This window comes from Dehalobacter sp. DCA (assembly GCF_000305775.1).
Classification (GTDB): Bacteria; Bacillota; Desulfitobacteriia; order Desulfitobacteriales; family Syntrophobotulaceae; genus Dehalobacter; species Dehalobacter alkaniphilus.
The window spans coordinates 2,513,932-2,527,238 of record NC_018866.1 but is presented as its reverse complement, the minus strand read 5'-3'; the positions used below and the strand labels follow the sequence as shown (position 1 = coordinate 2,527,238).

Annotated in this window: 12 protein-coding genes; 10 read left to right on the top strand and 2 right to left on the bottom strand. The window is 45.7% G+C overall.

The features are described 5' to 3' along the window. Window position 1: 1 nt before the first annotated feature. From DHBDCA_RS15515 to DHBDCA_RS12165, 5 genes are all read left to right on the top strand, one after another. Window positions 2-157 (top strand): hypothetical protein, encoded by a 156-nt coding sequence (locus tag DHBDCA_RS15515; RefSeq protein ID WP_021315529.1) that lies wholly within the window; start codon window positions 2-4, stop codon window positions 155-157. Between the two features lie 184 nt (window positions 158-341). Next, the gene (gene ltrA, locus DHBDCA_RS12175) at window positions 342-1,739 is read left to right on the top strand and encodes a group II intron reverse transcriptase/maturase (RefSeq protein WP_015042619.1); all 1,398 of its coding nucleotides are present in this window, start codon (window positions 342-344) and stop codon (window positions 1,737-1,739) included. 160 nt (window positions 1,740-1,899) lie between these two features. After that, window positions 1,900-2,055 (top strand): hypothetical protein, encoded by a 156-nt coding sequence (locus tag DHBDCA_RS15510; RefSeq protein ID WP_021315529.1) that lies wholly within the window; start codon window positions 1,900-1,902, stop codon window positions 2,053-2,055. A 184-nt stretch (window positions 2,056-2,239) separates the two neighbouring features. Continuing rightward, a complete protein-coding gene (gene ltrA / locus DHBDCA_RS12170) occupies window positions 2,240-3,637 on the top strand; it encodes a group II intron reverse transcriptase/maturase (protein WP_015042619.1) in 1,398 nt (465 codons plus the stop codon). 234 nt (window positions 3,638-3,871) lie between these two features. Then, window positions 3,872-5,380: a cell wall-binding repeat-containing protein gene (locus tag DHBDCA_RS12165; RefSeq protein ID WP_015044520.1), complete on the top strand. Its 1,509-nt coding sequence runs from the start codon at window positions 3,872-3,874 to the stop codon at window positions 5,378-5,380. Window positions 5,381-5,388: 8 nt separating this feature from the next. On the opposite strand, the gene DHBDCA_RS12160 is transcribed toward DHBDCA_RS12165, so the two are convergent. Beyond that, entirely contained in the window at window positions 5,389-7,629 is a 2,241-nt protein-coding gene (locus tag DHBDCA_RS12160) for a HelD family protein (protein WP_015044519.1), read from the bottom strand. A 289-nt stretch (window positions 7,630-7,918) separates the two neighbouring features. Here DHBDCA_RS12160 and DHBDCA_RS12155 point away from each other — a divergent pair, with 289 nt between their 5' ends. The 5 genes from DHBDCA_RS12155 to DHBDCA_RS12140 all read left to right on the top strand — a co-directional run bounded on the left by DHBDCA_RS12155 (window position 7,919) and on the right by DHBDCA_RS12140 (window position 12,243). Next, on the top strand, window positions 7,919-8,620 hold the full coding sequence (locus tag DHBDCA_RS12155) for a CDGSH iron-sulfur domain-containing protein (RefSeq protein WP_242824909.1): 702 nt from the start codon (window positions 7,919-7,921) through the stop codon (window positions 8,618-8,620). Window positions 8,621-8,672: 52 nt separating this feature from the next. After that, window positions 8,673-9,395 (top strand): hypothetical protein, encoded by a 723-nt coding sequence (locus DHBDCA_RS12150; RefSeq protein WP_015044517.1) that lies wholly within the window; start codon window positions 8,673-8,675, stop codon window positions 9,393-9,395. A 573-nt stretch (window positions 9,396-9,968) separates the two neighbouring features. Beyond that, window positions 9,969-10,370 carry an 8-oxo-dGTP diphosphatase MutT gene (gene mutT / locus DHBDCA_RS12145; protein ID WP_015044516.1) on the top strand — a complete coding sequence of 134 codons (402 nt, stop codon included), beginning with the start codon at window positions 9,969-9,971 and terminating at the stop codon, window positions 10,368-10,370. Between the two features lie 794 nt (window positions 10,371-11,164). After that, window positions 11,165-11,341, top strand: coding sequence for a hypothetical protein (locus DHBDCA_RS15505; RefSeq protein ID WP_015044514.1), 177 nt, complete (start codon window positions 11,165-11,167; stop codon window positions 11,339-11,341). Between the two features lie 20 nt (window positions 11,342-11,361). Continuing rightward, window positions 11,362-12,243: a hypothetical protein gene (locus DHBDCA_RS12140; RefSeq protein ID WP_015044513.1), complete on the top strand. Its 882-nt coding sequence runs from the start codon at window positions 11,362-11,364 to the stop codon at window positions 12,241-12,243. 109 nt (window positions 12,244-12,352) lie between these two features. Here the strand turns inward: DHBDCA_RS12140 and DHBDCA_RS12135 are convergent, their stop codons facing one another. After that, a complete protein-coding gene (locus tag DHBDCA_RS12135; protein WP_015044512.1) occupies window positions 12,353-13,288 on the bottom strand; it encodes an FAD-dependent monooxygenase in 936 nt (311 codons plus the stop codon). Between the last annotated feature and the right edge of the window lie 19 nt (window positions 13,289-13,307).

The window sequence follows — 13,307 nt, the reverse complement described above, 5'->3', positions numbered from 1 at the left end:
CGTGAGGTGGAATCTAAAGGAAGCCGTAAGCAAAGTCCTGAACCGACGAACAGAAACCGCATATAAGGCTGAATCAGGGTGGACGAGTTTGCTTAATAAAACAAAGTCCAATACTACCCGAACCCTGTACAGTAAATGCGGCGGTTACATGGGATGAAGGTTGTTGTTCTTACCCGGGGAGATCTCATACCACGCTCCCGACAAGAGGGACGCATTCGACGACCCACAGGAGCAAACCGCGCAGTGATGTGTAGCTGAGGCATGAGAAGTCAGCAGAAGCTATAGTACCGCGGAAACGCGGGAAGGGCTGAACAGTAGTAGTCTTTTGAAGAAGGAAGAAGGTGGACGATGTGAAGAAGGCAGAATACGAGGGAAACCTTGGCTGCCGCCCGGAAGATAGGGTGGAACCCGAAGACAACGGCGGAGCGCGGAGCATCGTTGAACGAGAAACCAAGGAAAAAGACGGTGCAGTCGACCTAATGAAAAGACTTCTGGACAGAGAAAACCTGAACAGGGCTTTCAAAAGGGTTAAGTCAAACGGTGGAGCAGCAGGAGTCGACGGAATGACCGTGGATGAAATGCTGCCCTGGCTCAGGAAACACAGAGAGGAGTTGCTACAGAGTTTAGGAAACGGGATGTACAGGCCTCAACCGGTTAGGAGAGTAGAGATACCCAAACCGGATGGAGGAGTACGAAAACTTGGTGTGCCAACGGTCATTGATCGGATGGTGCAACAGGCATTGGTGCAGATATTGCAACCAATCTTTGAACCGCTGTTTTCGGAGGCAAGCTACGGCTATCGACCGGGGCGCAGCGCACAGCAAGCCATGAAGGAAGCGAAAGAGTACTACGAACAGGGATATACCCGCGCAGCGGATATCGATCTGTCAAAATACTTCGATACGATGAATCATGAACTGCTGATGAATATAATACGCAAAGAAGTAAAAGATAAGCGGATTATAGACCTCATCAAGAAGTTTCTGAAAAGCGGAGTCATGGAGAATGGAGTGAAAAGCAAGACGGAGGAAGGCAGCCCACAGGGAGGCCCGTTATCTCCGTTACTTTCGAATATCTACCTCAATGAATTCGACAAGGAAATGGAAAGACGGGGGCACAAGCATTTGCGATACGCGGATGACATTGCTGTCTACACCAAGAGCCGCAGAGCAGCAGAACGTGTATTAGAAAGCTGTAAGCAGTACCTTGAGAAGAAACTAAAGCTGAAAGTGAACTCGGAAAAGAGTAAAGCGGGATCACCGCTGAAGCTTAAGTTCCTTGGCTTTGCCTTGTACAGGACGGGCAAAGGTACGGGAATACGGGTGCATGAAAAGTCAATGAAGAAATTCAAGGAAAAGCTCAAAGGCATCACAAAACGGAATCGCGGAAGGGCCATTCAACAGATTCTGAAGGAACTGAAGCTATATACAACGGGGTGGCTTAATTATTACGCTATTGCCGGTATGAAGAGCAGAATTCAGGAACTGAACAGGTGGCTGAAACGACGGATACGGATGTATATCTGGAAGCAGTGGAAGAAACCAAAAACCCGAATCGGGAACTTGATAGCACTCGGCATGTCGGTTTACTGGGCACACAAGAATGGGTACACTGGCAAAGGCTACTGGAGAGTAGCCGGGAGCGGGATACTTAATCATACGTTGACTGACAAATACCTCGAATCCCTCGGCTATGATGACATAGCCAAGAAATACGAGGTACTGCACTTAAACTATTGAACCGCCGTACGCGGAACCGCACATACGGTGGTGTGAGAGGCCGGGGGCGAGACGCCCCCTCCTACTCGATGTGCGCCCGGCATGGGCAACAACTCGGCGGTGAGAGTCCGCTGCACGCTTGGTAGTAGGAAGTGCTAGCCGAACGGCAAGGGTGTCCATCGTGAGGTGGAATCTAAAGGAAGCCGTAAGCAAAGTCCTGAACCGACGAACAGAAACCGCATATAAGGCTGAATCAGGGTGGACGAGTTTGCTTAATAAAACAAAGTCCAATACTACCCGAACCCTGTACAGTAAATGCGGCGGTTACATGGGATGAAGGTTGTTGTTCTTACCCGGGGAGATCTCATACCACGCTCCCGACAAGAGGGACGCATTCGACGACCCACAGGAGCAAACCGCGCAGTGATGTGTAGCTGAGGCATGAGAAGTCAGCAGAAGCTATAGTACCGCGGAAACGCGGGAAGGGCTGAACAGTAGTAGTCTTTTGAAGAAGGAAGAAGGTGGACGATGTGAAGAAGGCAGAATACGAGGGAAACCTTGGCTGCCGCCCGGAAGATAGGGTGGAACCCGAAGACAACGGCGGAGCGCGGAGCATCGTTGAACGAGAAACCAAGGAAAAAGACGGTGCAGTCGACCTAATGAAAAGACTTCTGGACAGAGAAAACCTGAACAGGGCTTTCAAAAGGGTTAAGTCAAACGGTGGAGCAGCAGGAGTCGACGGAATGACCGTGGATGAAATGCTGCCCTGGCTCAGGAAACACAGAGAGGAGTTGCTACAGAGTTTAGGAAACGGGATGTACAGGCCTCAACCGGTTAGGAGAGTAGAGATACCCAAACCGGATGGAGGAGTACGAAAACTTGGTGTGCCAACGGTCATTGATCGGATGGTGCAACAGGCATTGGTGCAGATATTGCAACCAATCTTTGAACCGCTGTTTTCGGAGGCAAGCTACGGCTATCGACCGGGGCGCAGCGCACAGCAAGCCATGAAGGAAGCGAAAGAGTACTACGAACAGGGATATACCCGCGCAGCGGATATCGATCTGTCAAAATACTTCGATACGATGAATCATGAACTGCTGATGAATATAATACGCAAAGAAGTAAAAGATAAGCGGATTATAGACCTCATCAAGAAGTTTCTGAAAAGCGGAGTCATGGAGAATGGAGTGAAAAGCAAGACGGAGGAAGGCAGCCCACAGGGAGGCCCGTTATCTCCGTTACTTTCGAATATCTACCTCAATGAATTCGACAAGGAAATGGAAAGACGGGGGCACAAGCATTTGCGATACGCGGATGACATTGCTGTCTACACCAAGAGCCGCAGAGCAGCAGAACGTGTATTAGAAAGCTGTAAGCAGTACCTTGAGAAGAAACTAAAGCTGAAAGTGAACTCGGAAAAGAGTAAAGCGGGATCACCGCTGAAGCTTAAGTTCCTTGGCTTTGCCTTGTACAGGACGGGCAAAGGTACGGGAATACGGGTGCATGAAAAGTCAATGAAGAAATTCAAGGAAAAGCTCAAAGGCATCACAAAACGGAATCGCGGAAGGGCCATTCAACAGATTCTGAAGGAACTGAAGCTATATACAACGGGGTGGCTTAATTATTACGCTATTGCCGGTATGAAGAGCAGAATTCAGGAACTGAACAGGTGGCTGAAACGACGGATACGGATGTATATCTGGAAGCAGTGGAAGAAACCAAAAACCCGAATCGGGAACTTGATAGCACTCGGCATGTCGGTTTACTGGGCACACAAGAATGGGTACACTGGCAAAGGCTACTGGAGAGTAGCCGGGAGCGGGATACTTAATCATACGTTGACTGACAAATACCTCGAATCCCTCGGCTATGATGACATAGCCAAGAAATACGAGGTACTGCACTTAAACTATTGAACCGCCGTACGCGGAACCGCACATACGGTGGTGTGAGAGGCCGGGGGCGAGACGCCCCCTCCTACTCGATTATTAAATATCTTATTAGGTTTGTTTTTTTATACATTGGATTTGAAAAGTGATTATCCTCTGGAGTACTTTTACCAGTAATTTCAGAAGGAAATATTACTTGATTCAATCTATAATTTTTCTTGGAGTATTTTTGTCTTAATATTTTTAAATTGGAGGAAGAGAATGAAATTTCGAAAAAATTGGTTGAAATTTTTGCTGTCTATGGCACTGATCATCACAATCACAATTGCCGCAATACCTTTACAAGCTTATGCTGTTCAGGCAGTAGAAAGTAAAAGACTTGCTGGGGATAACAGGACGTTAACTGCGATTGAGATCTCGAAAGAAGGATGGCCTTCAGGTTCAAATGCCGTTATCCTGGTTCGTGATAACAATTTTCCGGACGCTTTAGCCGGCGCTGTACTGGCGGCAGCTTATGATGCTCCGATTCTTTTAACGAACAGCAAAGCCTTAACTCCCGATACAGCAACTGAACTGGAACGTCTCCAAGCGCAAACGGTCTTTATCCTTGGCGGTACCGGTGCTGTATCCACCGCCATTGAAGAAGGTCTGTCCGCTGATTATACGGTTCATCGTATCGCAGGCGATAATCGTTATGAGACTTCGGCGAACATCGCCAAGTATCTGCAAGAGAATCAAAAACTCCGCACAAATAAGGCTGTCATCGCATATGCCCAGAATTTCCCTGATGCTTTGGCGGTATCTTCCTGGGCAGCGCAAAACGGAGTACCCATTTTACTGACAGAAACAAATACGTTGCCTGATGCGACAGCTGATGTGTTAACAGATCTGCAAATATCCGATACGATTATTACCGGCGGGACCAGCGTCATCAGTGCGCAAGTGGAATCCGGACTTCCGAATCCAACCCGTTATGGCGGAAATAATCGATATGAAACAGCGATCAACTTGATCACAGGCCTTGGCCAAGCTACGGATACAATCTTTGTTGCTACAGGGACCAACTTTCCCGATGCCTTAGCAGGTTCCGCATTAGCAGCCAAGCAGGGGAAAGCTATTCTGCTTGTTGGCAACGGCATTGACCCTTCCGTACAAACCTTTTTAACAGGTAAAGTAGGGCAAATCAATAAAATCTATTCTGTCGGTGGTACCAGTGTTGTGAAACCGCTTGCGTTAAACCAGATATATTCTTGTATTATTCTGGAGCAGCCCGGGGAAGCATTTGCCAACGCTATGGATGCTATCAAAGTGATGGATCAGGATACAGCCGACCGGTATTTCAGCTATGATAATTTCAATGATTATGATGAGCCTGCCGATATAACGATCACAGATGAAGATATTGCCTTGCTTTTCGCAAAACTTGATTACAACATCGTATCTTCAGAAATTAACGGTGATACGGCGACCGTTACGGCAGAAATTAGCAATACCGATTTCGCGGCCGTCCTGGATGCTTATATCGATGCCGTTGTCCGATTTGGGGTTGAACAGGCGTTGCTGCCTGAAGCGGAACAATTGAGTGATGAAGAAGCAGAAAAAGTGATAATGCAACTATTATTTGACGCCATTGCAAATGAGGACCAGACAACAACGACCACAATTGAAGTGAATCTAGTGAAGAATAATAATAGCTGGACGATTAGCATGAATGATCAATTAGCGGATGCGATCATGGGCGGATTTATCAGTGCTTTTGAACGAATTTAATTGTCTTCTTATAAAAGCGGGCTGATCTCTCCGGTATAAAAAAGGTTCAGTCTATGCAGCGCCCGCGTACAGGCAATATATAAAAGGTTCTTATCATCAGCGCTGTGATAATGCTCCTGATCGGCCTCGCAGATCAGTACGGCGTCAAATTCCAGGCCTTTGGCTAGATAGACCGGGATCAGGAATACGCCGCTTAAATCAAATTGAACATCACCTTTTAGCAGCTGAATATCGCTTTGGTCCTTGAGCTGCTCATATAAGGCAAGGGCGTCGTATTCCGTTTTACAGATTAACCCGATTGATTGGTAACCCTTTTCCCGGCAGGTTTTAATTTCCGCAAGCAGGAGAGCAGTCAGAGCCGCCCGGTTCGGCGCCACAAACACGGCAGGCGCATCTCCCGATCTCCCAAAACTATGGAGCTTAACGCTTTGGTCAAGAAACCTGGCGCTGTACGCCAAGATCTCCCTGGTGGAGCGGAAGCTTTTGTCCAAAGTCACCAGCGTGGATTTAGGTCTAGCGAATATCTTGCCAATCTGTTCATAGCGTGCGGAATCTTCCTGCTTCCCTATGGTCTGATGAATATCGCCCAGGATCGTATAATGCGCTTTGGGAAACAGACCGTGGAGTATTTCAAAATGCAGGGGATCATAATCCTGGGCTTCATCGACCACAACTTGCTTGATATCACGGTAAGCGGTATATCCTTTGATATGGAGATGGAGAAAAGTAAGGGCCAGGGCGTCATCATAAAGTAAACCATCCTTTTGCAGGTTTTCCCTGGTGTAGTCCAAAATCTCTTCTATACAATCAGGCAGCTCCAGACCTTCGGCTAAATGATAAAAATAGCTTTTATCGCTGAACGGCTTCCGGTAAAGCTCCGGACAATCCAGCTCGGTAAAGCTTCGTATCTTCTTCAGCAAGGCGGCGCTTTCCAGAATGGATAACCGCCGGGTACCTTCTTCCACTTCGAATTCATGCTCGGGCTTGGCCTGAATGAACTTTTTTAACTTTTCCAGACGGCTCGGACGCAGCTCACGGACGATTTGCAGAATCGACGCTTCCAATTGCTTTAAACGCACACTCAGCAGGAATTCCTGACCGCCTCTCAGGATCTTAGTTTTCAGCAATTGCCGGTTGGCAACAATCTTTCCGTCATAATAAATATCAGCAAACGGCAGCCAGCGATAAGGCAAATCCTTAATGAAACGTCTCAAAATTTCAGCAAACAGGCCGGAACCTTTGAAGGCCATGCTGCTTTTGGCGATACTTCCGCCGTTTTGGCCGGGGGAGAGCAGGCTTTCCCAATATTGATTCCTGCTTTGGATAGAATCAGTCTGCAAAACCTTGCCGAATATTTCTTCAAAGACGAGCGATTGGACATTCTTTTCGCCCAGCTCAGGCAAGACATTGGCGATGTATTGTTCAAACAGGGTGTTGGGAGAAATAATCACAATCTCATTGGAAGCCAGCTTGGCCGCCAGCCCCTGGTACATCAGATAAGCCGCGCGGTGCAGCGCCACCGAAGTTTTGCCGCTTCCCGCAGCTCCCTGGACCATCAGTAAATCCATTTCCAGATCGCGGATCACCAGATCCTGGTCTTTCTGGATGGTTTCGACGATGGTTTTCATTTTAGGGGAAGCATTCCGGGAAAGCAGTTCGCGCAGGAATTCGTCAATGATTTGAATATCCGCATCGAAGAAATATTGCAGTTTGCCATCTTTGATCTCGTATTGGCGTTTTAAATGCACCTCTCCCGTTATTTTACCGCCCGGTGACTCATAGAACGCTTTCCCCGGACCAAAGCGGTAAAAAACACTGGCGATGGGAGATCTCCAGTCATAGACAACCATATCCCGGGTCAGGCCGTCCTGCAGCGAAGACCGCCCGATATAGACGGGCTCTAACAGCTCCTCACCCTCGAACTGAAAATCGATCCGAGCAAAGTAGGGGGAATAGAGCAATCTTTTTAAAGCCAGGATCTTAGCGGCATCCCGTTCATAATCCGACACCCGTTCCGACACCGGATTGGCGTACTGGCTCAACTCGACAAGCTCATGAAAATTATCCATATTCCAAAGGCCGGAGATGGAGCGGGAAGTATCTTCCCACATATCTAACTTCGCGGCAATAATGGCCTCTTTATTTTCTTCGCTCTTTTGCAGGGCGCAGTCTAATTGTTCCCGGGCAATAGCCAGCACCTGCTCCAGGCGTCTGATTTCAAAATCTTGATCAAGGCGGTCCCGTTCCAAAAGTTTATCCCCCTAAGTTTGGCTTAAGTATGATAAGTTCTATCTTACACAAAATATAGGATAATTATAAGAATGTTATTAGAGAAATATTTTTGGTATAATTAATGTAGGGAAAAAGAATGTTCAGTTTTATTTCTGGTCTTCTGTCTATACTCATCATGGTCTGCGAGCACCCCCGTGATTGACGATCCTGATAACGCCGGCGACAGCGTGAAATAAGAGAAATTGCAGGCCATATTGGACGCGGTCGCAGTGAGGAAAAATCCGTTTGGAGATGAAGAAGGGAACTATGATTATGTTAAAGGACCAAAAGAAATGTAAAATTAAGATCGTAAAGAACGGACCGTATCTTGTTTCTGGAAATGTGCCATTGTCGGAAAAAATAATCGTTCCAAATGGAAAGAAATATGAGCTGAAAGAAGGCCGCAAGCTTCCTCAGGCCGAGACGTATGCGTTATGCCGCTGCGGAAACTCAAAGAACCCGCCTTTTTGTGACGGTTCCCATGCAAAAATAGGTTTTGTCGGCACTGAAACAGCATCCAGAGCAAGGTATGAAGACAGGGCCGAATGGATGGAGGGCCCCGGCATCGATCTGATGGATGATAACCGGTGTGCCTATGCCCGATTCTGTCACCGAGACAAGGGAAGTGTGTGGGAACTTACAGAGCGGTCTTACAATGAGGAAAATATCAGGGAAGCAATTCGGGCTGCGAGCGATTGTCCAACCGGGAGACTGACAGCGGTAGAGAAAACGGGGGAGAGGACCGAACCTGAATACGATCCTTCCATTGCAATCGTTCAGGATTCTGAATTGGGTGTAAGCGCCGGGATTTTTGTCACGGGGAATATTCCGCTTGAATCAGCCGATGGTACTGAATATGAGCTTAGAAACCGCTATGCCCTTTGCCGCTGCGGAGAGTCAAGCCGGATACCCTTTTGTGATGCAAGTCATGTTCAGATAAAATACTCAGATCGAAACATTGTGAAATAGCCAAAAAATTGATAACTTATAGGAAAGCGTCACATGATTGGAGGGAGGAAGCATGCGTCATCTTCTTGATTTTGTCTATATTTATCTTTGTGTCGTCCTGGTCATATTCATAGGTTTGACCTTACTGCGGCTCTATTCTTTTATGGACCCTCTGCAGCTTATGGCAAAAGGGGACTATGCACAGGCAATTGAAAAAATGAAAAAGACGATGAACACCTCAGCTTACAAGCGTAACCCTAAATTAAAAAACCCCATGGTATATAATATTGCCAACTGTCATAACCGCGCTGGGGATTTGCACCGTTCCCTCGCCGTATTGGATGAAATCAAACTGGAAGACATCAAGGACAACAAACTTCTGTATTGTTATCACTGCCTTTATGCAATCAATTTGCTGCTGTTAGAACAAGAATTGGAAAACGCCGGCGAGATGCTGGATAAGGCTCGAGAACTTTATGATAACAATGAATTACAGCCCCTTCTGGCTTTGCGAGAAAGCTGCCGCGGAGATTTCCAAGCGGCACTGAAATACGTCCGAAACTACCAGCCGCCGCAAAGCAAAAAGAAAAAGACTGTCCTCAGTTTGAAAGAAACGACGCTGATCTATGATGCTTTTATTTTAGAAGTGGAAAACAATTACTTTATCGGTCTGACTTATCTGAAAGCCGGCAAGCAGGAATTGGCAGCGCCGTATTTGCAAAAAGCGGCAGCGTGGAAGATAAAGAATTATTATTCCGCTAAAGCGAGGGAAGCGTTGGGGGAGGAAGCATCATGACCTATGAAACCTTTAAACAACAACGGCAGAAATGAATGTTTTAACAAAAATTTACATATAACTATGTATTTTAACTTAACTATGGTATATAATATAAGCAAAGAGGAATCATGCAGCAAACATGATTCCTCACAACAGCCGCTTTAAGGGCGGTCGGTTAATGGATAACGGAAATGACCGTCAACCACTGTGAAGGGGCGGTCATTTCTTTTTATTAAACGAAAGTATCAAAACCACCAATGTTCCGAAGGATATCATCAGTGTTAATGTTTGATATACTTCCATGGCATCACCTCCTTTCCGGAGGGAATGCCGACCGCCCTGCACGCCATCTGTTGTAGGGTTATTATAGCATAAATTGCCAAAATAAACCATATAATAACAAAAAAGATGCTACGCATAACTTGCAGCATCTTTTTGCAATTTATTGTAAAAAAACAAAAGGAAATAGAAAAATAAAAGAGAATTAAACAAAATTGGGTATTTTAGCCAAGTAAAAATATAGAGCTATGAAATGTTTAAGAGTGCAGTTCAAAAACATCAAACCAATCAATTGATAGTGGGTTGAGATGAATGGAAGAGAAGAAAATAACGCAGGTTACTGCGGCGATCCTGCGGCAGGATGGGAAAATCTTGATATGCCAGCGAGACAACAGCGGCAGCTGCCCGTCGCTCTGGGAATTTCCGGGCGGGAAGCAGGAAGAAGGGGAGACTCTGGCTGAATGTCTAGTTCGGGAATGCCAGGAGGAACTGGGCGTGACGGTACGAGTGGGAGAGGTGTTTGCGGAGAGTTGGTATATGTATGGGGATAAAGAGATGCAGTTTACTTTCTTTGATTGTCGGATTATCGGAGGGAAACTGCAGAGAACGGTTCATCAGGATATCCGGTGGGTGAGGGCGGAGGAGTTGGGACGGTATACGTTTTGTCCGGCGGATGTGGAAGTGGCGGAGAGGTTGGGGAAGGGGCAAATATGATAAAGACTAGCCTTTAAAAGGAAGTAGGACTATGTCTATAATGGGGAGTAAAATCTTACATGCAATTATCCATAAAATTTTTCTTGTTGAATTTGTAAAAATTTGTGAAGAAATACGAAAAAATTTAAGGAAAGCGTGTGATAATTATCAAATTCAATATTGATATGGGTGAAGTTCTTCATTGGACATTTCTTACTATTCAAATGATTATTGTAAATATGCCTTGGTGGATATGGGTTTTGCCAATCATTGGGATTGCCATTAATATATGGGGAGTAAAACTTTCAAAAAAGTAGGCTTATATACGTCAAAAACAACAAATTTCACAATTGAAAAGTTATGCCCGCGCAAAAGGTCGGTCGGCAGTGAAAGTTCAAGATTTCCGAAGTCTACGAATGGATTCGGCCAGGAGCAGCGGCTGACACAGAAAATTTCTAATAGTGCAACACAAAATGAGGATTAATCTTGATAGAATCAGAAGAACTGGAGGTTCACGATATGTCCGTTATGGTACTTTTAGCGAGTAAAGATGGCTCAAAAGTGGCGACCGTGGCTTGCCTTAAGTGCGGCAGAATAAGCCGTCAAATCTTTAGGGATGAGTATAAAAGTTCGCCTATTGCTGAATTCCGCAGTTCACATACTTGCCCAGTTTGTGGACAGGAATAGTGAGGATTGTAGAGAATTATACAAATGTAGTTAATTTAGCCAAATGGAAATATCCTTCTGCCATAAACAGCATAGTGGGGTCTTTATTTTTAATTTTGGGAATACATTTTTTTTGTAGAGTGAATTAGATGTTGATTTACGGAATTTATATATGCATACTTTTAGCCCTTTGGATTAAGCAGGAAAACCTCTGGCAGGATTACGCCGAATACCTACTGCAAGAAAAGAACGCTCAGGCGGTCTCAGCTAAATACACGCTGGAATTCACCGGCGAAGAGTGGACATATGGGGAACTGTTTAAGTGATGATGGGCGAGGTGAATAACATGAAGGTTTTTAAGAAAGCGATAATCCCGGTATTAATCATGATCCTCTTGTTTTTGTCTGCTTGTTCACCTGCGCCTTCCCCTATATCGGAGAAGTATGATTCGGAAACAGCGCTTAAAAACGGGGATGGCGCTGATAGCGGCCCTGCGGGATACGCGCATCAGCAGGAGTTCTATACGAACCAGATTGTAAACGGTGAAACGAAGATTACGCCGGAGCTTATGCTGTTCTTTCAGGACTATTTTTCCAAGAACGGCAATGAGCTGAGACTCTTGCCGGAGTTTACCTTCGGCCAAGCGCCGGCATGGGACGACCTTACGCATTATATTATTTTCAATGCCGGTGAGGACTTTGTGGACGGTTCTATCAGCGAAGAGAATTTTGACCGCCAGGTGACGAGATTCTTCTGGCCGGTAATTGATACGCAAAAAGATGGAACAGAGCTTATTTATGAGGATGGCAAGTATACCATTAGATACGGTTCTGATGCGCACGGCTGGGCGATCTATGAATTGACCGGACTCAAAAACAAGGGCAAGACCGAACGAGGGCCGGATAAATGGGAGGCGACGATCAGAGGCTACTTTTTTCATGAACTGGACAGTGACCCTGCCGAGGAAGGTTATTCGAAAAACGGCAAAGCAGTTTGGACAGAAATGAAAAACGAAGAAAATAAGGGACTTACCTTTTGGCAGGTGCAAGACAGTTTGATATTAAAAAATCCGAGTTTGATTCTGGAATTGGGCTGCGAATGGAAGATTGAATTTGCGGTAAACGACCCGGAAGGAGAACTTTATTTCACTTATATGTCCTGCAGCAAAAGCCCCAAGAATAAGCAGGCGGCCTCTCAGCACGCGCCGTCGGATATCTATCTGTATTAACAGTTGCAGATTGGCGGTCTATTTCCTTTTATATATGTATTGCCGAACGTTGATCAGGTATATAAATAAGAACTAGTCAGTTTGTTGTGCAATAGCCCTTAACCCGTCATCAATCCTGTTGAAGCAGGTCGATGGCCCGTTTATATCCTGAAATCATCGCATAAGATATTCCTTCTCCAGTCATGAAATCGGTACAAAAAGCACAATCTCCAATGCATAGATCATTGACTTCGATCTCCAAATTGGGGGGGACCGCACCAATGATTCCACCTTTTGCAACCCTGTCATAAGACAAGATGTTAAAATTTTGTGCCACAAAACCTTTCATAAAAGTGCTATATTGGGCTTTTAAATTGACTGCCTTTTGATTGCTCCAAGAACCAATATTCCATAAGCGGTTTCCAAGCGGAAATGCCCAGGAGTACCCTGCAAATTGCTCCTCTGAATCAAATACAAAATAAAAGGCATCGTCCGACAAATCCGTATTGGCAACAACCCTGCTGGATATTCCAGCGGGTAAATATTTAAGGTTATGACTCCCTTTACCCATTTGGCGATGAATTTTATATCCAGTAGCAGCTCCTGCCGCAATAACAATATCCCGTCCCCAAGCATTACCCCAAAAATACCCGTCGTCTGTGTGACTGATTTCCATGCCATCTGCACCGAATCTGATTTCACATCCTGCCTTCACAGCTTGCTCCAGTAAAATATCGGCTAGCGTATCTCTGGATAACCCAATACCATATTCAGCACTTGCCTCGTTTTCCTGATCTTTTGACTTATGGATCGTGTTTGGATGTATCGCTATATTGTAGTGTACAGGATGACCGCCTGCTCGAATTAACAGTTCCGGTGAAATATTCAATGCTTCCAACACCTTGACACATCTGCTGGAGATTCCATCTCCGCATACCTTCCCGTGCAAATTAAGCTTCTTTTCTAGAATCAAGCATTTTTTATGAGCTAATGCCAAAGTCCTGCCACAAATCAGCCCTGCCGGCCCAGCTCCGATAATAATGATATCATATTTTTCAATAAACATTTTTTACCTCCGCTGGAAT